Source organism: Aquisalimonas sp. (genome assembly GCF_007120195.1).
Classification (GTDB): Bacteria; Pseudomonadota; Gammaproteobacteria; order Nitrococcales; family Aquisalimonadaceae; genus Aquisalimonas.
The window spans coordinates 44169-65141 of sequence record NZ_SKOG01000002.1 but is presented as its reverse complement, the minus strand read 5'-3'; the positions used below and the strand labels follow the sequence as shown (position 1 = coordinate 65141).

Genomic DNA, 20973 nt, shown 5'->3' with positions numbered 1-20973 from the left:
GCGTTTCATCGCCGTCATCGAGCCAGTGAATCCGGCGTTGCATGCGTCACCTCTGCGCGTTTGCCCCGTTCAGCTTGTAAGGGCTGTGTTTGCCCATTTCCATGATGTAGCGTCTCACCAGCGGTGTTTCCCGCTCCAGGAAATCGCCGATCGCCTCGCGGAAGCGTGGGTCGGCGATCCAATGCCCGGAGTAGGTCGCGGTCGGCAAAAAACCCCGACTGATCTTGTGCTCGCCCTGTGCACCGGGCTCGAAACGCTGAATGCCCTGGGCAATGCAGTACTCAATTCCCTGGTAGTAACAGGCCTCAAAGTGCAAGCCCGGCACTTCGGTACAGCCGCCCCAGTAACGACCGTAGAGGCTGTCATGGCTGCGGAAAAGCAGAGCCGCGGCGATCAGCTCGCCGGCCCTGCGGGCCTGGACCATCAGCACCCGATCACCGAGCGTTGCCCCGCAATGCGTGAAGAACTGCCATGTTAGCAGCGGACTATTGCCGTGCTGACGAAACGTCTGGGCATAAAACCCATGGAACGCGCGCCATTCGGCGGCCGTGATCTCCGCACCGGTCTTGAGCTCGACATTGACGCCTGCCTCCATCACCTGACGCCGCTCCCGGCGAATACTCTTGCGCCGCCGCGAGGTCAGCCGATCAAGGAAATCCTGAAAATCACGGTACCCTGGATCATTATGCCAGTGAAACTGGCAGCCTGTCCGCCGTAGCAGCCCGCTGTCACCAAGATGCTTTGCCTGGCCGGGCTCCGGGAACAGCCAGTGCGCCGAGGAAAGATGCTGTTGGCGCACGAGCATGCGCGCCGCTTCAACAGCAACGGCAATGGTATCGGCCATGGGCTGGTCTGCCCGCACGAGGACACGCGGCCCGGTTGCGGGCGTGAATGGGACCGCATGGACGAGTTTCGGGTAATAGGGCACGCCATGGCGCTCGTAGGCATCCGCCCACGCCCAGTCGAACACGAACTCGCCCCAGGAATGGCCCTTGAGATAGCCTGGCATGGCCGCTGCGATGCCCTGATGATCGCGGAGCACGAGGTGATAGGGTTGCCAACCCACCGCCGCGGAGAGGGAACCGGTGGTCTCCAGACCGCAAAGAAACTCGTGCCTCAGGAACGGATTGTCCGTTCCGGGCAATTCATTCCATTCAGCGGCGGGGATTGTGGTTAGATCGGTGACCACGGCAGCATCCATGGCGCGATGGTAGAGTGCGCCAGCGGCCACTGTCGAGCGCTTTTGCCGATGGCAGGAACAGGCAGCCAGCATCGGCGGGATCCGGTACACTAGTGGATCGAAATTTTTTGGTCAGCGGCGCCCATGTGAGGCGCCACAGTGACGGTTTCCTTTGCCTCGCCGGGATCGCCAACGAAACGACTGTGACCCAGTCCAGCGCATTGCGAAATATCATGTGATATAGTAACTTGTCCTCTACAGTTGACGTACAATATTATATGAATGGATGGGCACTCATCGGGCAAGGGCCAAGATGAGAGCTTGGTCGTTTTCTAGAGGCGCGGGCATTGGATTTCTCGAACATGGATGGGCTGATCTGCCGTGGCTAGTGTTCTGATTGACGAGTGCGCGCCATTCCTGCGCAGCGCCGCGCTCCTGTCGTCAGGCGACGGCGCGCGGGTGTGGCAAGCCCGCCTGAACCACCTCGCGCGCAACCAACAACGCAACCGAGGGACCGCCGCGGGCCTGAAGGGCGGGCCCCTGCACCACCGGCACCGCGCCGCTCCTCCTCGAGGTCGATTCGGTTACGCCGCCGTCGGCGCCCTGTGCGCTGACGACAGGGTGAACTTCAACATTAGCGCACAATTATGAACCAGCACACGAGTTCCAATCCCGGTCCCCGCGCCGGCAGCAAACTCCCATCCCCGCTTGGTCATCACGTCAGCCGAGGGCTGCGAGAAGCGATGCTGTTTCTGCTCCTGGCTGTGGCGATCTATCTCCTGGCGGCTCTGGTTACGTACCACCCGAATGATCCGGGCTGGAGCTTCACGGGTGTCGGCGGGCCAGTGGAAAACGCCGGTGGCGTTGCCGGCGCCTGGTTTGCCGACCTGTCTTTGTATCTATTCGGTTATCTCGCTTATCTGTTTCCCGTTATGATCGCGCTCTCCGGCTGGCTCGCCTGGCGCTGGCAACGCCGTGATGGCGCGTTCCACTGGGGCGTGTTCGGCCTGCGCAGCCTGGGATTCATCCTGACACTGGCCTCCGGGGCCGGCCTGGCGACACTGCATGTGGAGGCACTGCCGCACACGGTGCCCTTGCACTCAGGCGGAATCCTCGGGGATCTCATTGGCGGCGCCCTGGTGGCGATGTTCAGCTTCCTCGGGGCCACGTTGCTGCTGCTCGCCGTGTTCCTGGCGAGCGTCACCCTGTTCACGGGGTTGTCCTGGCTCAGCCTCATGGACCTGGTCGGGCGCCTTTGCCTCAACGCATTCAGTGCCCTGGGCAAGGGGATCACGCGCCTGAGGGACAGTTGGGCGGGCCGCCACGCGCGACGCGCCCGGCGAACGGTCCTTGAGCCGGACAAGGGCCAGGAGCGCACACGCAAGGCGCCCCAGATCGAGCCGGACAAGCCCGCGCCCAAGTCGAGCAAAAAGGTCGCCAAAGAGCGCCAGATGCCGCTGTTTAGGGCGGAGCCCACGGGCGACGGGCTGCCGCCGGTCACGTTGCTCGATGCGCCGCCACAGCACCAGGCGGGGTATTCGAAGGATGCCCTGGAAGCGATGTCCCGCCAGCTGGAGATGAAGCTGGCGGATTTTGGCGTGGAGATCGAGGTGGTCGCGGTGAAACCCGGACCGGTCATCACCCGCTTTGAGGCCTTGCCCGCCGCCGGCGTCAAGGTCAGCCAAATCAGCAACCTCGCCAAGGATCTCGCCCGGGCGCTGTCGGTTCTCAGCGTGCGCGTGGTGGAAATCATCCCCGGAAAATCTGTCGTCGGACTGGAGATCCCCAACGAAAACAGGCAGACCATCGCATTCAGCGAGATCGTGCGCGCCCAGGCCTGGGAGCGGGCGCAGTCACCGCTGTCCATGGCACTCGGCAAGGACATCGGTGGTGAGCCGGTGGTGGTGGACCTGGCCAAGATGCCACACCTGCTGGTGGCAGGGACGACCGGCTCCGGGAAATCGGTTGGCGTCAACGCGATGATTCTCAGTCTGCTCTACAAGAACCGGCCGGAAGACGTGCGGTTAATCATGGTTGACCCGAAGATGCTGGAGCTGTCCATTTATGATGGCATCCCGCATCTGCTGGCCCCCGTGGTTACAGACATGAAAGAGGCGGCCAACGCGCTGCGGTGGTGCGTCGGCGAAATGGAACGTCGGTACCGCCTCATGGCGGCTCTTGGTGTGCGCAACATCGCCGGCTATAACCGTAAGGTACGCGAGGCCAGCGAGCGCGGCGCGCCGTTGGCGGACCCGCTTTGGAAACGCCCCGACGACGATCCCGAGGCGCAGGCGCCAGAGCTTGAGCCCCTGCCGTTTATCGTCGTGGTGGTCGATGAATTCGCAGACATGATGATGATGGTCGGCAAGAAGGTCGAGGAGCTGATCGCGCGCCTGGCGCAGAAGGCCCGCGCCGCCGGCCTGCACTTGATTCTGGCCACGCAGCGACCGTCGGTGGACGTCATCACCGGCTTGATCAAGGCCAATATACCGACCCGCATCGCCTTTCAGGTCTCCTCCCGGGTGGACTCACGCACCATCTTGGATCAGATGGGTGCCGAGTCCCTGCTCGGACACGGGGACATGCTCTACCAGTCGTCCGGTAGCAGCCTGCCCACCCGCGTCCACGGCGCTTTCGTGTCCGATAATGACGTCCACCGTGTCGTCAACCACCTCATGGAACTGGGGGAGCCCGAGTACGTCGACGGCATCCTCGAGGAGACGTCCAGCAATGGCCCCCTTCCCGGTGTCCCGGGCGAGGACGGCGTCGATGGCGAACAGGATCCGTTGTACGATCAGGCGGTCCATATTGTCGCCGAGACCAGGCGCGCTTCGATCTCGGGGGTGCAGCGGCGGCTCAAGATCGGCTACAACCGTGCTGCACGCCTCGTCGAACAGATGGAACAAAGCGGGGTCGTGGGGCCTCTGCAATCGAACGGCGGACGCGACGTTCTGGCGCCGCCACCACCAAAGGATTGAAGAACATTGTGAGCATTTTTTTGATGAGACGAACCACGATCCCGCGCATTGCCGTGTTGGTCCTTGGCTTGCTCGCCGCCGCGCTGGCCTCCACGCCGGTAGCGGCTGACCCGCGCGCGGCCCTGGAGTCCTATTTCAACGATGTGGACACCCTGGAAGGTGACTTCGAACAGGTCGTACGCGACGAGGACGGGCGCATCCTGGAAGAGAGCCGCGGCACCATGGCAATACAGCGGCCCGATCGTTTCGACTGGTTATACGAGGAACCCTTCGAGCAGCGCATCGTGGCCGACGGCGAGCGTTTGTGGATCCACGACAAGGACCTTTACCAGGTCACCGTGCGCCCGCTGCAGGAAACCCTGGGGACGGGGCCGGCGGTGCTGCTCAGCGGACAGTTGGCCGGGCTCGAGGAGCAGTTTCGCATCGAGGTGGACGAAGACTGGATCGTATTGACGCCGCGAGACGAATCCTGGGAAGTGGAGGGGGTGCGGCTGCGCATAGCTGACGGTGTGCCGGCGGAAATTCTGGTGCGCGACGGCCTGGGCCAGGAAAACCAGTTAATCCTGCGCAACGTGCGCACCAACGAGACGCTGAACGCCGAGCGTTTCCGTTTCGAGCCCGACGACGATATGGACGTCATCGAGCAGGGCACCGACACCCCTTGACCAGGCACGCGCCCGTCCGGCCGCTGGCTGACCGGATGCGGCCGCGAACCATCACGGAATTTCTGGGACAGGACCACCTGCTGGGGCCGGGCAAGGCCCTGCGCCGCAGCATCGAAGCCGGCCACCCGCACTCGATGGTGCTGTGGGGTCCGCCGGGTACGGGCAAGACGACCCTGGCGCGCCTGGTGGCTGAAGCCAGCGAGGCGCGCTTCATGAGTCTCTCCGCAGTGATGAGCGGCGTGAAAGACATCCGCGCCGCCGTGGAGGAGGCGCGCGCGCGACGCGAGCACGGTCAGGCCACGATCCTGTTCGTCGATGAGGCGCACCGGTTCAATAAGAGTCAGCAGGACGCGTTCTTGCCGTTCGTGGAGGACGGTACGCTGGTCTTTATCGGCGCCACCACGGAGAACCCCTCGTTTGAGTTCAATAATGCACTGCTCTCGCGCGTGCGGACCTACGTCTTGCGGGCCTTGTCCCGGGAGGCGCTCCGAGGGCTGCTGCACAGGGCTGTTGCGGATGCCGAGCGCGGTCTGGGTGACCGCGGCCTCAGCGTCGAACCGCAGGCCATGGATCAGCTCGTGGAACTTGCCGACGGCGACGCCCGGCGCGGCCTGACGCTGCTTGAGATCGCCGCGGATCTCGCCGATCGCGGCGTCATCGACCCGTCCGTGCTGGCGGAGGCATCAGCCTCCGGCCTGCGCCGTTTTGACAAGGGTGGCGAGGCCTTCTACGACCAGATCTCCGCGCTCCACAAGGCCGTCCGCGGCTCGGACGCCAACGCCGCACTGTACTGGTATTGCCGCATGCTCGACGGCGGCTGCGACCCGCTGTACGTGGCGCGGCGGGTGGTTCGCATGGCCTCGGAGGATATCGGCAATGCCGATCCCCGCGGCCTTCAGGTGGCGCTGAACGCCTGGGAAGCGCAGGAACGGCTGGGTAGCCCGGAGGGTGAGCTCGCCATTGCCCATGCCATCGCGTATCTCGCCAGCGTACCCAAGAGCAACGCCGTCTACAGCGCCTACAACGCAGCCACGAAGGCGGCGCGGGAGCATGGCTCCCTGGAAGTACCGCTGCACCTGCGCAATGCGCCGACCAAGCTCATGCGCCAGCTTGGCTACGGCGAGGAATACCGCTACGCCCACGACGAGCCTGAAGGGTATGCGGCCGGCGAGGATTACTTCCCCGAGGACATGCCACCGCAACGCTTCTACGAGCCCCTGCCGCGCGGTCTGGAAGCAAAGATCCGCGAGCGCCTCGAGCGTCTGCGCACCCTGGACAACCAATCCCCTTGGCGCCGCCGGCCTAAGCCGAAATGACCACACCCCCGGCCACCCCGACACAGTCAGGCACCAAGACCTGGCCCGGCGTGGAGTCGTATAACCCACGCCTTATTTTCACCGCCTTATTTTCACCCACCTGACCCGGTACAATGCGCGCTCCGTCGGACAGCGCCATGAGGGATAACCGGACATGCTCGACCCCCGCGAACTGCGTCGTGACCCGGAAGGCACCGCTGCAGCCCTGGCCCGGCGCGGATACACCCTGGACGTTGACGCCTACCGGCGCTTGGACGGGCGCCGCCGCGAACTCCAGATGCGGGTGCAGGAGCTGCAAAACGAGCGTAATCGCCGGTCCAAGGCCATCGGCAAGGCCAAGGGGCAGGGCGAGGCCCTCCAGCCGCTCCTGGACGAGGTCTCCAGCCTGGGGGATCAGCTCGATGCCGCGAAACAGCAACTCGAGGCGCTGCAGAGCGAACTCGACGCCCTGTACATGGACCTTCCCAACACCCCCCAGACGGACGTCCCCGACGGGAACGACGAGGACGACAACAGGGAAGTCCGCCGCTGGGGTGAGCCGCCGCAGTTCGCGTTCCGCCCGGCGGATCATGTCGATTTAGGCAGCCGTAACGGCCTGATGGATTTTGAGGCGGCCGCGCGCCTGACGGGCTCGCGCTTTGTGGTCCTCCGGGGTCCGATGGCGCGGCTCCACCGTGCGCTGGTGCAGTTCATGCTCGATCACCAGGGTGCACGCGGCTATGAAGAGGTCAATGTGCCCTACGTCGTCAATGCCGAGAGTCTGCGGGGAACCGGGCAGTTGCCCAAGTTCGGCGACGATCTCTTCGCCCTGGCCGGCGAGCAGGCCTACTACCTGATCCCCACGGCTGAGGTGCCCCTGACCAACCTGGCCCGGGGGCGGATTCTCGAGGCCGACGAGCTGCCCCTGCGCTTTGTCTGTCATTCCCCGTGCTTCCGCGCCGAGGCCGGCTCCCACGGCAAGGACACGCGCGGCATGATCCGCCAGCACCAGTTCGAGAAGGTGGAGCTGGTGCAGATCGTTCGCCCGCAGGACTCCGACGCGGCGCTGGAAGGGCTCACCGCCGACGCCGAGGCAGTGCTCCAGGCCCTGCAGCTTCCCTATCGGGTGATGCTGCTGTGCAGCGGGGATATGGGGTTCTCGGCGGCCCGCACCTACGACCTGGAGGTCTGGCTCCCCGGCCAGGCGCGCTATCGCGAGATCTCGTCGTGCAGTAATTGCGAAGCCTTCCAGGCGCGACGCATGCAGGCACGCTGGCGCAACCCCGATAGCGGCAAGCCGGAGCCTGTGCATACGCTCAACGGCTCGGGGCTGGCCGTTGGGCGCTGCCTGGTGGCCATCCTGGAAAACTACCAGCACGCCAACGGACGGGTGCGGATGCCCGAGGTACTGCGCCCCTACATGGGCGGACAAGAGTGGCTCACCACCTGAAAGCAGAGCGTGTCACTGTCTCCCTTTCGCCACACTTGTCAACGGCCGGATTTGGAGGATAGTAAGCCGGGATTCGGCAACCCAGCCGGAGTGGCAACGTGCGAGAAGCCTGATCACCCCGACCGTCTTCACTGCTGCGCGCACACACATCGCGTGGCGCGAGCTGTGAGTGTCGCGGGATAGGGTGTTGATCGGGGGACGCGAGCTAACAAGGAGCGAAACAACTTGGAACACAAACCAGCAAGTCAGCCCATGGAGGCCCTGTTCGATGGCATGGCCGCGACATCCCGGCAATTCTGGGATCAATGGCAACAGACACCGAGCACACACGTTAGCGCCGATGACCTGACTCGGGAGGTGGATCGATCTTTTTGGGAGGGGCTTGAGGTCTCTGAACGACTGGTTCACGGAACGATTCAGGTGGAAAAAGAGATGATCGCGCAGTGGTGTGGGTCAGTATCAACTCTCACCGAGCAGCCCGGAGATGGCAGTGGGGCTGCGCAACAGTGGGGCGAGATGATGGAGAGCTGGCTCGATCTGCGTACCCGTATGTGGGAGCAGTGGTTCCAGGAAGTGCGGCGTATCGAACAGCAGACCCTGCCGTTGTTCCTACGGGCCGTGGACGAGACGGCTGGGGACCCGGAGATCGCCCCGGTCCCTGCCGCGGGTGATTCGGCCTCGGCACCAACCCAGGAGATGCAGGCGGAGCAGAGCACGGTCCCACCCGCTTCGGCTATCAAGTCGGCGCGGTCCGGGGGCAGAAAACAGGCCGATCTGGACAGCTGATGGTTACGGGACACTAACAAGCCGGGGACGGACGTACTGCGTCCCCGGCGAGCCCCCATCAGCGCTGCGCAAGAGCCGGTTCGAGTTCCTTGAACATCGCTGCACGCTCCTCATGCGTACGCACCGCCATGGAGCGCTCCACCACGTCGCGGGTCAGGTGCGGTGCAAAGAGTTGAATAAATTCGTACATGTAACTGCGCAGATAGGTTCCCCGGCGGAAGCCGATATTGGTGACGCTGGACTCGAACAAATGCCCGGCGGGGATGGCTTTGAGGCCCGGATCCCGCTCCGGTTCGTAGGCCATGGTGGCCACGATCCCCACCCCGAGCCCGAGCCGCACGTAGGTCTTGATGACCTCTGAATCGGTCGCCGTGAAGACCACCTCCGGTTCCAGACCACGCTGGCGGTAGGCCTTGTCCAGCTTGGAACGGCCGGTGAAGCCGAACACGTAAGTCACCAGCGGATACTTGGACAGGGACTCGAGTGTCAGCGGGTCCTCTTCCAGCAACGGGTGGCCATCGGGGACAATGACACTCCGGTTCCACCGGTAGCAGGGCATCATCACCAAGTCCTCGAACAGGTCGATGGCCTCCGTGGCGATGGCGAAGTCCACACCGCCGTGGGCCGCCAACTCTGCGATCTGCATCGGCGTTCCCTGATGCATGTGTAGGCTGACACGCGGATAGCGCTCGCGGAATGCACTGACCACCCCCGGGAGCGCGTGGCGGGCCTGGGTGTGGGTTGTGGCAATGGACAAGCTGCCCCGGGCGTCGTCCAGGTGCTCTTCCGCAATCGAACGGATGTTATCCACATCACCCAGGACCCGTTGTGCGGCTTGCAGGATTTCCTTGCCGGCGGCTGTCACTTGCGTGAGGTGCTTGCCGCTTCGCTCGAAGATCTGGACGCCCAATTCGGACTCGAGCATCCTGATCTGTTTACTCACTCCTGGTTGCGAGGTGTAGAGCGCCTCGGCGGCCGCCGAGACGTTGAGGTCGCGGCGAGCGACCTCGCAGATATAGCGCAGCTGATTGAGCTTCATGAAAGGCCCCGCGGGAGTCAATTCGCTATATAACACATTCGCATATCACTAAATGAAATTGCTTCTTTTGTAAATAAGGGTCTGGCGTTAGTCTCCTGCAACCGATGGGTTGACACATCCTCAGGCGGCGCCGGGGAGGCGAGGTTCAATGACTGATGCGCTCACACTCACACTGAGCACGCGCGGCAAGCCAGTGCTCGTCCTCGGTGGCTGCGCCGATGGCGACACTCGGCTCCAGTGCCTGCAGCTGCGTGCGACGCTGTTCAGGGGATGGGGTCGCACCCGTGTCCCCGACGTTGAACCGGTCTCGCCGCCGGACTCCCGCGAGGCCCTGGAGGCCATGGTGCGGCGCAGTGCCATGGTGATCATTCTGGACCTCTCGGAAGCCGATGCGCAGGCCCTGGCTGACGCGGCAATCGACGCCGGGGTGCCGTTGTGGATCCCAGAACGGCCCGAGCAGGGAACGGCCCGGCCGCTGGCGCCGTCTCAACCCCCGGTGCAGTCACCCGCAGGGGCGCCTGGTGCTGACGCGGCTGTTGCGCCGGGCCCAGGAACCGAGGCGTCAACCGATCAGGCCGCAGACGGGCAACCGACTCGCCGTCGCGGTGACGTGAGTCTCGTTGGCGCGGGACCGGGCGCTCCCGATCTGCTCACCCTGCGGGGCATGCGAGCATTGCAACAGGCGGATGTGGTCATTTACGACCGGCTGGTCGCGGCAGCATTGCTGGATCTCGTGCCCGCGCATGCCGAGCGCATTTTCGTCGGCAAACGCCGCCAGGACCACACGCTTCCCCAGCACGCGATCAACCAGCTCCTCCTGGATCGCGCCGGAGCCGGCAAGCGCGTGGTCCGCCTCAAAGGCGGGGACCCCTTCATCTTTGGACGCGGTGGTGAGGAGATCGAACACCTGATGGACGCGGGCATTCCGTTCCGCGTGATACCGGGCATCACTGCGGCCAGCGGTTGCGCCGCCTACGCCGGCATCCCGCTCACCCACCGGGACTACGCCCAGTCCTGTGTATTTGCCACTGGCCATCGCAAGAATGGGGCACTGGATCTGGATTTTCGCGGCCTGGTGCGCGAGGCGCAGACGCTCGTTTTTTACATGGGGCTGCACAGCCTGCGGGAGCTCTGCGACGGCCTGGTCGCCCACGGCATGCGGGAGGATATGCCCGCAGCGCTGGTGCAGCAAGGCACCACAGTCGCTCAGCAGGTCATCGTCGCCCCACTCACGCAGCTTCCCGCGGCAGTCGAACGGGCAGGGATCCGCGCCCCCACGCTACTGATCATCGGCGAGGTGGTGAGACTGCGCGAGCGCTTGGCCTGGTTCGATGGCAGCAACGAAGCGATGGCCTGGGCCGAGGCGACGACACCCGGACCGGTGGTGCCACCGGAGTAGGGGTAACGCGCCGCTGCCGGCCCGCGACATGCCGGACCGGCGACGCCTCAATCATCGCCACCGAACGCCATCAGCAAATGCAACAAGCTGGTGAAGAGGTTGTAGATGGCAATGTAGAGGCCCACCGTCGCCATGATGTAGTTCGTCTCGCCGCCGTGCACCAGCGCGCTGGTCTGGTACAGGATGAAGGCGGACATCAGCAGCACGAACATGGCGCTCACGGCCAGCATCAGTCCCGGCAGCTGGAAGACCAACGCGCCCAGGCCAGCCAAGAACGCCACCAGGATGCCGGCAAACAGAAAGCCGCCCATGAAGGAGAAATCCTTGCGGGTGGTCAGCGCATACGCGGACAGGCCGATGAAGATCGCGGCCGTACCGCCAAAGGCCGTCATGACGATTTGCCCACCGTTACTGACGGCGGTCAGGTAGAAGCTGATCAGCGGCCCCAGCGTGTACCCCATGAAACCCGTCAACGCGAACACCGAGAGCAACCCCCAGGCGCTGTTCTTCAGGGCATTGGTCAGAAACAGCAGACCGAAGTATCCGCCGAGAACCAGGAACCATGGCATGGGGGGCGCATTGGTGGCCATTGCCACGCCCGCCATGATGGCGCTGAATGCGAGGGTCAGGGACAACAGGGAATACGTGTTGCGGATGACCTTGTTGGTCTCGATCGCCCGTGCACCGCGGGTGCTGACGACACGCTCGTGGCTTGTCATTTCGTTCTTGCCTCCTTGAGTTGATTCCAGCCCAGGGGTCGTAGACTCCCCGGGTCGACGGCGACATTCTAGCGCGAAGCCGCGCGCTGCACGATCCTAACAACGTGGCTGGTGTCAGATTCCCTGGGCCCGATGGCGCCTGTCAATGCAACAGACCTCCCTGGCGGCAACCGGGTTCCCGCAACGGCGGGTTCCCGCAACGGCATGAATCAGTTTGCCGCCTCAGGCAACGCCCGCTGCACGATGGCATTCAGGTCCGCGCCCCTGGACAGACCACCGTACATCAGCGTGCGCTCCGGGCCGAGGCGAGCGGTGCAGAAGGCATCGGCAACCGCCGGAGTGCCGGCGCGCACGAGCAAGGACCCTTGCATGGCGAGCACCATGTCCTCCACTAGCATCCGCGCATCAGAGGGCGAATCAGCAGCGCCATGCAGACGCCGCTCGATGCGTTTTACCGCCGCATCCAGACAGCGGTTCTCGCCCTGCGTGCGTCGCAGTTCCGAGAGCATCACTTCCACGGTTTCCGGGTTCTTGTGCATGGCCCGCAAGACATCCAGGCACTGGATGTTGCCAGAGCCCTCCCAGATCGCGTTGACCGGCGCCTCGCGGTACAGGCGCGGCAAGGCGTGTTCTTCCACGTAGCCGGCGCCTCCCAGGCACTCTTGGGACTCCGTGATGTGCCCGGCCGCCCGCTTGCAGATCCAGTACTTGCCCAAAGCGGTGCCGATGCGCGCGAGCGCACCCCCGCGGGGTGCCGTTGCCTGCTGGTCCATCGCCGAGGCAATCCGAAAGGTGAGCGCCACCGCGCCTTCGACTTCGAGGGCGAGATCCGCGAGGACGTTGCGCATGAGGGGCTGTTCCAGAAGGATACCGCCGAAGGCGCGCCGGTAGCCGCAGTGATGGATTGCCTGGGCCAGACCGTGGCGCATCAGGCTGGTGGATCCGATCATGCAGTCCAGGCGCGTCTGCGCCACCATGTCAATGATCGTGCGCACACCGCGACCCTCGTCGCCGATCATAACCGCGTGGGCGTTGTGGAACTCGACCTCGCTGGAGGCGTTTGAGCGGTTCCCCAGCTTGTCCTTGAGCCGCTGGATTTCAATGGCATTAACCGTGCTGTCGGGCCGCCAGCGCGGCAGCAGAAAACAGCTCAGGCCGCCCCGCGACTGGGCGAGGACCAGAAACGCATCGGACATGGGCGCGGAGAAGAACCACTTGTGGCCGACCAGCTCGTAGTCGCGCCCGGGCCCTTCGGCGCCGACGGCCGTGGCCCGGGTGGTGTTGGCGCGCACGTCCGAGCCGCCCTGCTTCTCGGTCATACCCATGCCCAGGGTCAGGCCCTGCTTCTGGTCAGGCGGCAGAAAACGCGGGTCATACCGATTGCTGAGAATGCCGGGTTCCCAGCGTTTAGCAACCTCTGGCTGGTGCCGCAGCGCCGGTATGGAGGCGTGAGTCATGGTGACCGGGCACATGGTGCCGGCTTCCGCCTGGTTGTGCAGGTACATCAGGGCCGAACGCACCACCTGGCTGCCCACCCCAGGCTGTCTCCAGGACAGGGCGTGCACTTCGCTGCCAATGGCCGCCTCCATCAGCGTGTGGTACGCCGGGTGGAACTTCACCTGGTCGATGCGGTGGCCGTAGCGATCGTGCGTGAGCAACTCAGGCGGATTGCGGTTGGCATCGAAACCGGCCTCCCAGAGTTCCCCACCGGCCCGCTCCCCATAAGCGCGCAGACGCTCATCGCCCCACGCGCCGCCTTCACGCTCCACCGCCTCGCGCAGGACCCTGTCGGTCAGGTAAAGATTCCGGCCCTCAAAGGGTGGGGGCTGGTTTTCCACATCATGGGTCGTCCACGCTGCGGTGTGGTGCAGGGGCTGTCCGTCACGGGCGGCCATGGTCTCCTCCTCCAGCCGGTTCGCCGCAATCCGCTCGTGCTTCCTTACCGCGTACGTCGATCCGGTATGCGAAGATGCGAATCGAGGAAGCGCTTCCTTGGAACGCGGCCGGCTTAACAGTATGAGTGAAGCAAAGTTCAAATCCTGAGTACAGCTGTGGAGGCACGCCGATGCCGGTATCATTCGACGGCAAACTGGTGGTGGCGATCTCCTCCCGTGCCCTGTTTGACATGGGCGAGAGCCATCGGGTTTTCATGGAACAGGGCGTGGATGCTTACTGCCGCTACCAGCGCGAGCACGAGGACGAGATACTGCCGCCCGGGGTGGCGTTCAATCTGGTCCGTAAGCTGTTGCGCCTGGAGGGCACAGACGGTGGAGTTGAGGTCATCCTGTTGTCGCGGAACAGCGCCGATACCGGGCTGCGGGTGTTTAATTCCATCGAGCACTACGGGCTCCACGTGACCCGGGCTGCGTTTACCAATGGCGAGCGACCCTGGCGCTATGTCCCGGCCTTCGGGGCACACCTGTTCCTGTCCGCCGACCCCAACGACGTCGCCCAGGCACTCAGCCTCGGCTATGCCGCGGCGACGATCCTGCCATCGGCCGGACGTGAGGTGAACGCCCAGGAAGAACGCGAGGTGCGTATCGCCTTTGACGGCGATGCCGTGCTCTTCGGGGACAGCGCCGAACGTGTCTTCCAGGAATCGGGGCTCGAGGCGTTTTCGGCCAGTGAGCGCGCGCAGGCCCGCTCACCGCTGCCCGGCGGGCCTTTCAAGTCGTTCCTGGCCGCGCTGCACCAGCTGCAGCGCCGGGAAGACGCCTCCGGCGAGGCGAGCCCCATCCGCACGGCGCTGGTCACCGCCCGCAGTGCGCCGGCCCACGAGCGCGTCATCCGCACTCTGCGCCACTGGGATATCCGCATCGACGAGGCGCTCTTCCTGGGGGGGCTCGCCAAGGCGGATTTCCTGGCGGCGTTTGGTGCCGATATCTTCTTCGATGATCAACAGGGGCACTGCGAGATTGCCAGCCAGCAGGTGGCGACAGGGCATGTGCCGCACGGCATCGCCAATCATCAGCCAGGTGGCAATATTGAAGACACAGATGCAATCCAGGGTTGACCAGAGCGGGCCTGGTCAGGCCTTGAATCCCGGTGACCTCGCGATGTTGTGAACCACGACACAGCGCCCGCACGCCGGTGTACGTAGTGTTCTTGCGGGCCAGGTCAAAAACGACTACCGTGTGCGCGTTTTGCCCCCGCGGGGCCGACCGGTGCCCGAGCTGGTTGCAGGGAGCGGATCCGTTTTGAAGATTGTGTGCCTCGATCTGGAAGGGGTACTCGTGCCGGAGATCTGGGTCGGGCTTGCCGAGCGCACCGGTATCGAGGAACTGCGGGCGACAACCCGGGATGTGCCGGACTATGACCAACTCATGCGTCAGCGCCTGCGCATTCTGCACCGGCATGGGCTCGGTATGGAGGCGCTGAGAGAGGTTATCGACAGCGTGTCGCCGTTTCCCGGAGCGCGCGAATTTGTCGACTGGTTTCGCGAGCGCTACCAGCTCGTCATCCTGTCGGACACCTTCTACGAGTTCGGGCGGCCAATTATGCGTCAGCTGGGCTGGCCGACACTGTTTTGCCATGAGCTGGAGGCGGACGCCGATGGACGCATCGTGGACTACCACCTGCGCATGCCAGACCACAAACGCGCCGCTGTTGCCGCGTTTCAGCAGCTCAATTTCCGCGTGACTGCGGCCGGGGATTCCTACAATGACGTCGGCATGTTGAGCCAAGCGGAAACAGGGATTTTGTTTGCGCCGCCCCAGAACGTCGTTGACGATTTTCCGCAGTTCCCGGTAACCCGAGACTACGAAGCCCTCAGGAACGCCATCGAAGCGGCGTCTTCGGAGTGATAACGCGCCATGACACTTACGCAGATCACGCGCGTCGCGATTCTCGCCGACACCCACGGGTTTCTCGACCCGCGCATTGCCGAGCGCGTCGTCACGTGCGACTACGCTGTGCATGCCGGTGACGTGGGCGGTGCAGAGGTCTTATGCTCGCTCAACCCAAGGATCTCGGTGATCGCCATTCGCGGGAATAACGACACGCCCGCGAAATGGGCGGCGTCCGAAACCCATTTTCTTGAGAACCTGCCCGCCATTGCGCAGCTCGAGCTTCCCGGGGGCCTGCTCGTGGTGACCCATGGGGACGACGCGCGCTCCCTGAGCGAGCGTCACCGCCATCTGCGCAAGACCTACGCGGACGCCCGGGCCGTGGTGTACGGCCACAGCCACCGGCTGACCATGGATTGCGACAGCAACCCCTGGATTCTCAACCCGGGGGCAGCTGGTCGGACCCGCGTCCAAGGCGGACCCTCGTGCCTGCTGCTAAGCTGCACCGAGGCTGCGTGGTCCGTCGAGTCCGTGCAGCTGCCAGCGCGGCGTTATCCCAACCGCGATGGGCGGCGCAGGCGCACCCAGGTAGCGAACTAGGAGGCCATGAGCGGGGACACGGGTCCACGTCCCGACCACAGCCTGGACGAGCTGGCTGAGCGCGTGCGTTGCGCGCTGGGTGCGGATCGGCGCGGCTTTCTAAAGCGCCTGCAGGGGTTACGCAAGCGAGCCCGGGCCGGCAAGCCCTACGATCATGGCCTGCGCCGGCTGAGCGCCGACGTGGCAACGTCCGTCGCCCGGCGTGCCCAGCGTGCCGCCAGCCTGCCGACGCCGGAGTTTCCTCAGGATTTACCGGTCACCGCGCACCGGGACGCCCTGGCCAAGGCCATCCGCGATCACCAGGTGGTCGTCGTGTGCGGCGAAACCGGCTCCGGCAAAAGCACCCAGCTGCCCAAGATCTGCGTGCAGCTGGGGCGGGGCGTGGACGGAATGATCGCCCATACCCAGCCACGGCGCATTGCCGCCCGGACCCTCGCTGGACGAATTGCCGAGGAACTGCACACCCAGCTTGGAGGCGCGGTGGGGTACAAGGTCCGTTTCACGGACCGCGTCAGCACGGCGACCCACATCAAGCTTGTGACCGACGGCATGCTGCTCGCCGAGTCCCAGGGCGACCGCGAACTCGATGCCTACGATACCGTCATCATCGACGAGGCACATGAGCGCAGCCTCAACATCGATTTCCTGCTGGGGTACCTGAAACAGCTCCTTCCACGGCGTCCGGACCTCAAGGTCGTCATCACCTCGGCGACCATCGATCCGGAACGCTTCGCGCGCCACTTCGACAATGCGCCGATCGTCCACGTCTCGGGGCGAACCTATCCCGTGGAGGTGCGCTACCGCCCCCTGGCAACGGAGCTCGCCGAGAACCCGGATCGCGATCAACAAACGGCCATCGTCGAGGCGGTGGAGGAGCTCGCCCAGGAGGGGCCCGGGGACGTTCTCGTATTCCTCGCCAGCGAACGGGAAATCCGGGAAACCGCCGAAGCGCTCCGTAAGCGGCACCCGCCGGGCACGGAGATTTTACCCCTGTTCGCCCGGCTCAGTGCCGCCGAGCAACAGCGCGTGTTTCAGCCGCATCAGGGCCGACGCATCGTCCTGGCCACCAATGTGGCCGAAACCTCAGTGACGGTGCCGGGCATCCGCTACGTTGTGGATACGGGGCTGGTCCGGCTGAGCCGCTACAGTTACCGTACGAAGATCCAGCGGCTGCCCATCGAGCCCATCTCCCAGGCCTCGGCCAAACAGCGCGCCGGGCGCTGTGGCCGTGTGGCACCGGGCATTTGCATCCGCCTGTACAGCGAGGATGACTTCCGCTCGCGCCCGGAATTCACCGACCCGGAGATCCTGCGCACCAATCTGGCATCGGTCATCCTGCAAATGCAGTCCCTGGGACTCGGTTCGGTGCAGGCGTTCCCGTTCGTCGAGGCCCCGGACCAGCGCTATATCAATGACGGCTACCGGCTGCTCCACGCGTTGCGCGCCGTGGACGCCACACACCGACTCACCGATCAGGGCCGGCAGCTGGCCCGCCTGCCGGTGGACCCCGCATTCGCGCGCATGCTGATGGCCGCAGGCGAGGAGGGCGCCCTGGCGGAGGTGCTGGTGATCGTCGCCGCGCTCAGCATCCAGGATCCCCGCGAGCGCCCGGTAGAGGCGCAGCAGGCGGCGGATCAAGCCCACAGCCAATGGCGCGACCAACGCTCGGATTTCCTGGGCTTCGTCAATCTTTGGACGGACTACCGGGATGCCGGGCGGCACCTCTCGCGGAACAAGCTCAACCGCTGGTGCCGCGAGCGCTATCTCAACCCGTTGCGCATGCGCGACTGGGGCGATATCCACCGCCAGTTGAAGGAGCTGGTCTCCGGCATGGGGCTGCGGATTAACACCGACCCTGCCGGCTACAAGGCACTGCACCGGGCACTGCTAACCGGACTTCTCGGCAACGTGGCCATGCGCAACGATGACCAGGGCTATGTGGGCCCCCGCAACCTCAAGCTGACTATTTTTCCCGGTTCAGCGCTGGCAAAGCGGCGTCCGAAGTGGATCGTGGCCGCGGAGGTCGTGGAAACCTCGCGGGTGTTTGCCCGCACCGTGGCAGCCACGGACCCGCGGGACGTGGAGCCCCTGGCCGATCATCTCGTCCAGCGCCACTATGCCGAGCCCCATTGGGATCGCCGCCGCGGGCGCGTCACGGCCCATGAGACCGTAACGCTGTACGGCTTGCCACTGGTCACCGGGCGAAAAGTGGACTATGGCCGCGTGGCACCAATCGATGCCCACGAGGTGATCCTGCGCGAGGGCCTTGCAGAGGATCGGGTCGACAGCGAGGGGCACTTTCGCGAGCACAACCGGCAGCTCATCGCCGAGATCCAGGAGCTGGAAGAGAAGTCCCGGCGGCGCGATGTGCTTGTGGACACCGATCGCCGGTATGCCTTCTACGCCGAGCGCGTACCCGCCGAGGTGAACGACCTGCGCGCCTTCGAGCGCTGGCGGCAGACTGTGGAGAAAACCGAGCCGCACCGGCTGTACATGACCCGTGACACCCTTATGCAGCATGAGGCCGAGGGGGTGACGGCGCAGCGCTACCCCGAGGAGCTCGCCATCGGGGAACTGCGCCTGCCGCTGCGCTATCATTTCGAACCCGGACACCCGGAGGATGGGGTGTCGCTGCAGGTGCCCCTGGCGGCCCTGAACCAGCTCCGTCCTGAACCCCTGGAGTGGCTGGTGCCCGGGCTCATCGAGGAGAAGGTGACCGCGCTGATCCGCGGACTGCCGAAGTCCCTGCGCCGCAATTTTGTGCCGGCGCCGGATTTCGCCCGGGCAGCGCTGGAGGCCATGGCACCGGCGCAGGGCGGGCTGCTCGATGCCCTGCGCCGGCAACTGCACCGCATGACCGGTGTCGACGTTCCTCCCGAGACATGGGCGGCCGTGGCGTTGCCTGCGCATCTGGTGATGAATATCCAGGTCTACGATGCCGAAGGCGAGCGCATTGCCCAGGGGCGCGACCTGACCGCGTTGCAGCGTGACCTCGGCGACCAGGCCAGCCAGGACTTTCGCGTGGCCAGCCCAGATCCGCAGTGGGGGCGAGAGGGCATCACGCGCTGGGATTTCGGCGAGCTGCCGGAGGCGGTGGAATTTCGGCAGCATGGCATGACCGTGCGCGGTTTTCCCGCGCTGGAGGATCGCGGCAAGAGCGTTGCGCTGCGCGTCAAGGACTCCCCGGACGCGGCTGCGCAGGCCACGCGCGCCGGCCTGCGCCGGCTGATCCAGCTTCAGCTCCGGGATCAGGTTGACCACCTGCGCGGGAACCTGCCGGAGTTCCAGACGATGGCCTTGCAGTACCGCGGACTGGGCAGCAGCGACGAACTCCAGGACGACATCCTGGCCGCGGTGGTCGAGCAAGTGTTCCTCAACGGCGAAACCCTGCCAGCCACGGGGCAGGCCTTCGAGCATGTGCTCGAGCGGGGTCGGGGCGAGTTGGTGGAACAGGGCGAACGGTTTGCCCGCCGGGTGGCGCGTATCCTCGAGCGCTTTCACACGCTGCGCAAGTCGCTGCGGGAGCCCCGCGGAGTGGAGGGCATGGATAGCTTCCGGGACATGGGTGAGCACCTGAATCACCTAGTGTTTCCCCATTTCCTGGCGCGCCTGCCAGCGGGGCTGTTGGAGCACCTCCCCCGTTATCTGGACGGCCTGGCCCATCGTGTCGAGAAGCAGCGGCAGGATCCGCGTCGGGATGCGCAGCGCACGCACCTGGTGCGCCCCTGGTGGGAGGCCTATCTCGAGCGGGCGTCCCGACATGCGCGCGAGGGGATCGACGATACCCAACTCCAGCGCTTTCGTTTCCTCCTGGAGGAGTTTCGCGTCTCGCTTTTCGCCCAGCATCTCGGCACGGCGGCGCCGGCATCCGAGAAACGGCTGCGCCAGCAGTGGCGGGCCGTACGCTAACCCTGCTAGTGTCCTGTGACCCCCTGTAGTACCATGCGCTCCTTCCCACATGCCGACATGGGCGCGTTATGGAAATCAACGCCTTGTACTCTCAAGCTGCCGATCTGCGTCAGCGCGTCGACGCGCTGAGGGGGTACCTTTGACTACCCGGGCAAGAAGGAACGCCTGGAGGAAGTCCTGCGGCTGCTTGAAAACCCGGACATCTGGGACGACCCGGAAGAAGCCCAGACCCTGAATCGCGAGCGCTCCCGACTCCAGGACCAGGTCGAAAAGCTCGAGGAACTGGGCGCCGGCCTCGGTGACATTGAGGAACTCCTGGACATGGCCCAGGAGGAAGACGATGCCGACACCGTCGCGGCGGTGGAAGCGGACCTGCGCGACTACGAGCGGGCCGTCGAGGGGCTGGAGTTTCAGCGCATGTTTTCCGGGGAAATGGATGCGTGCAACGCGTTTGTGGATATCCAGGCCGGATCGGGCGGTACGGAGGCCCAGGACTGGGCCAACATGCTGCTGCGCATGTACCTGCGCTGGGGTGAGCACCGGGGCTTCAACACTGAAATTATCGAGCTCTCCGAAGGGGATGTCGCCGGTATCAAAAGCGCGACGGTCCGCTTCGAAGGCGACCACGCGTTTGGCTGGTTGCGAACCGAAACGGGGGTCCACCGCCTGGTGCGCAAATCGCCCTTCGATTCGGGCAATCGCCGGCATACCTCCTTTGCGGCCGTGTTTGTCTCCCCCGAGATCGACGACAACGTCGAGATCGAAATCGATCCCTCGGAGCTGCGCATCGATGTCTATCGCGCGAGCGGTGCCGGCGGGCAGCACGTCAATACCACTGAGTCGGCAGTGCGGATCACCCACACGCCCACGGGCATCGTCGTGCAGTGCCAGAACGACCGTTCCCAGCACAAGAACCGCGCCACGGCCATGAACCAGCTGCGCGCCAAGCTCTACGAATACGAGATGCACAAGCGCCGCAAGGCCCAGGAGGCGGTGGAGGACGGCAAGTCCGATATCGGCTGGGGCAGCCAGATCCGCTCCTACGTGCTCGATCAGTCCCGGATCAAGGACCTGCGCACGGGCGTGGAAATCGGCAACACCCAGGCCGTACTCGATGGGGATCTGGACCGCTTTATCGAAGCCAGTCTCAAAGCAGACGTCTGACCGA

14 protein-coding genes and 1 pseudogene are annotated in these 20973 nt (G+C 64.8%); 11 read left to right on the top strand and 4 right to left on the bottom strand.

Features of this window, described 5'->3' with window-relative positions:
• Window positions 1-46: 46 nt before the first annotated feature.
• On the bottom strand, window positions 47-1273 hold the full coding sequence (locus QZT63_RS00585; RefSeq protein ID WP_366635413.1) for a GNAT family N-acetyltransferase: 1227 nt from the start codon (window positions 1271-1273) through the stop codon (window positions 47-49).
• Between the two features lie 554 nt (window positions 1274-1827).
• Between QZT63_RS00585 and QZT63_RS00580 the strand changes: the two genes are divergently transcribed.
• The 5 genes from QZT63_RS00580 to QZT63_RS00560 all read left to right on the top strand — a co-directional run bounded on the left by QZT63_RS00580 (window position 1828) and on the right by QZT63_RS00560 (window position 8354).
• The gene (locus tag QZT63_RS00580; RefSeq protein WP_290647734.1) at window positions 1828-4158 is read left to right on the top strand and encodes a DNA translocase FtsK; all 2331 of its coding nucleotides are present in this window, start codon (window positions 1828-1830) and stop codon (window positions 4156-4158) included.
• A gap of 23 nt (window positions 4159-4181) precedes the next feature.
• Complete coding sequence (lolA, locus tag QZT63_RS00575; protein WP_290647733.1) at window positions 4182-4823, top strand: outer membrane lipoprotein chaperone LolA; 642 nt, start codon at window positions 4182-4184, stop codon at window positions 4821-4823.
• A gap of 35 nt (window positions 4824-4858) precedes the next feature.
• Complete coding sequence (locus QZT63_RS00570) at window positions 4859-6139, top strand: replication-associated recombination protein A (RefSeq protein WP_290647732.1); 1281 nt, start codon at window positions 4859-4861, stop codon at window positions 6137-6139.
• A gap of 154 nt (window positions 6140-6293) precedes the next feature.
• Window positions 6294-7568: a serine--tRNA ligase gene (gene serS, locus QZT63_RS00565; RefSeq protein WP_290647731.1), complete on the top strand. Its 1275-nt coding sequence runs from the start codon at window positions 6294-6296 to the stop codon at window positions 7566-7568.
• Window positions 7569-7793: 225 nt separating this feature from the next.
• A complete protein-coding gene (locus QZT63_RS00560; RefSeq protein WP_290647730.1) occupies window positions 7794-8354 on the top strand; it encodes a hypothetical protein in 561 nt (186 codons plus the stop codon).
• Window positions 8355-8412: 58 nt separating this feature from the next.
• On the opposite strand, the gene cysB is transcribed toward QZT63_RS00560, so the two are convergent.
• Window positions 8413-9393, bottom strand: coding sequence for an HTH-type transcriptional regulator CysB (gene cysB, locus QZT63_RS00555; protein WP_290647729.1), 981 nt, complete (start codon window positions 9391-9393; stop codon window positions 8413-8415).
• A 604-nt stretch (window positions 9394-9997) separates the two neighbouring features.
• Here cysB and cobA point away from each other — a divergent pair.
• A pseudogene (gene cobA / locus QZT63_RS00550) lies at window positions 9998-10792 on the top strand (uroporphyrinogen-III C-methyltransferase); the annotation flags it as partial.
• Window positions 10793-10839: 47 nt separating this feature from the next.
• On the opposite strand, the gene QZT63_RS00545 reads toward cobA, so the two are convergent.
• A complete protein-coding gene (locus tag QZT63_RS00545; protein WP_290647728.1) occupies window positions 10840-11511 on the bottom strand; it encodes a Bax inhibitor-1/YccA family protein in 672 nt (223 codons plus the stop codon).
• A gap of 209 nt (window positions 11512-11720) precedes the next feature.
• On the bottom strand, window positions 11721-13406 hold the full coding sequence (locus QZT63_RS00540; protein WP_290647727.1) for an isovaleryl-CoA dehydrogenase: 1686 nt from the start codon (window positions 13404-13406) through the stop codon (window positions 11721-11723).
• Window positions 13407-13576: 170 nt separating this feature from the next.
• Between QZT63_RS00540 and QZT63_RS00535 the strand changes: the two genes are divergently transcribed.
• The 5 genes from QZT63_RS00535 to prfB all read left to right on the top strand — a co-directional run bounded on the left by QZT63_RS00535 (window position 13577) and on the right by prfB (window position 20969).
• Window positions 13577-14524: a 5'-nucleotidase gene (locus tag QZT63_RS00535; protein WP_290647725.1), complete on the top strand. Its 948-nt coding sequence runs from the start codon at window positions 13577-13579 to the stop codon at window positions 14522-14524.
• Window positions 14525-14708: 184 nt separating this feature from the next.
• Window positions 14709-15314, top strand: a complete 606-nt coding sequence (gene thrH / locus QZT63_RS00530) for a bifunctional phosphoserine phosphatase/homoserine phosphotransferase ThrH (protein WP_366635406.1) — start codon at window positions 14709-14711, stop codon at window positions 15312-15314.
• A 9-nt stretch (window positions 15315-15323) separates the two neighbouring features.
• On the top strand, window positions 15324-15896 hold the full coding sequence (locus QZT63_RS00525) for a metallophosphoesterase family protein (RefSeq protein ID WP_290647723.1): 573 nt from the start codon (window positions 15324-15326) through the stop codon (window positions 15894-15896).
• A gap of 6 nt (window positions 15897-15902) precedes the next feature.
• Window positions 15903-19805 (top strand): ATP-dependent RNA helicase HrpA, encoded by a 3903-nt coding sequence (gene hrpA / locus QZT63_RS00520; RefSeq protein WP_290647722.1) that lies wholly within the window; start codon window positions 15903-15905, stop codon window positions 19803-19805.
• A gap of 68 nt (window positions 19806-19873) precedes the next feature.
• Window positions 19874-20969, top strand: a protein-coding gene (gene prfB, locus QZT63_RS00515; RefSeq protein WP_290647721.1) for a peptide chain release factor 2 whose coding sequence is annotated in 2 segments (ribosomal slippage) — window positions 19874-19945 and window positions 19947-20969 — 1095 coding nt in all. Because the reading frame shifts where the segments join, the coding sequence is not laid out codon by codon here.
• Window positions 20970-20973: the final 4 nt, after the last annotated feature.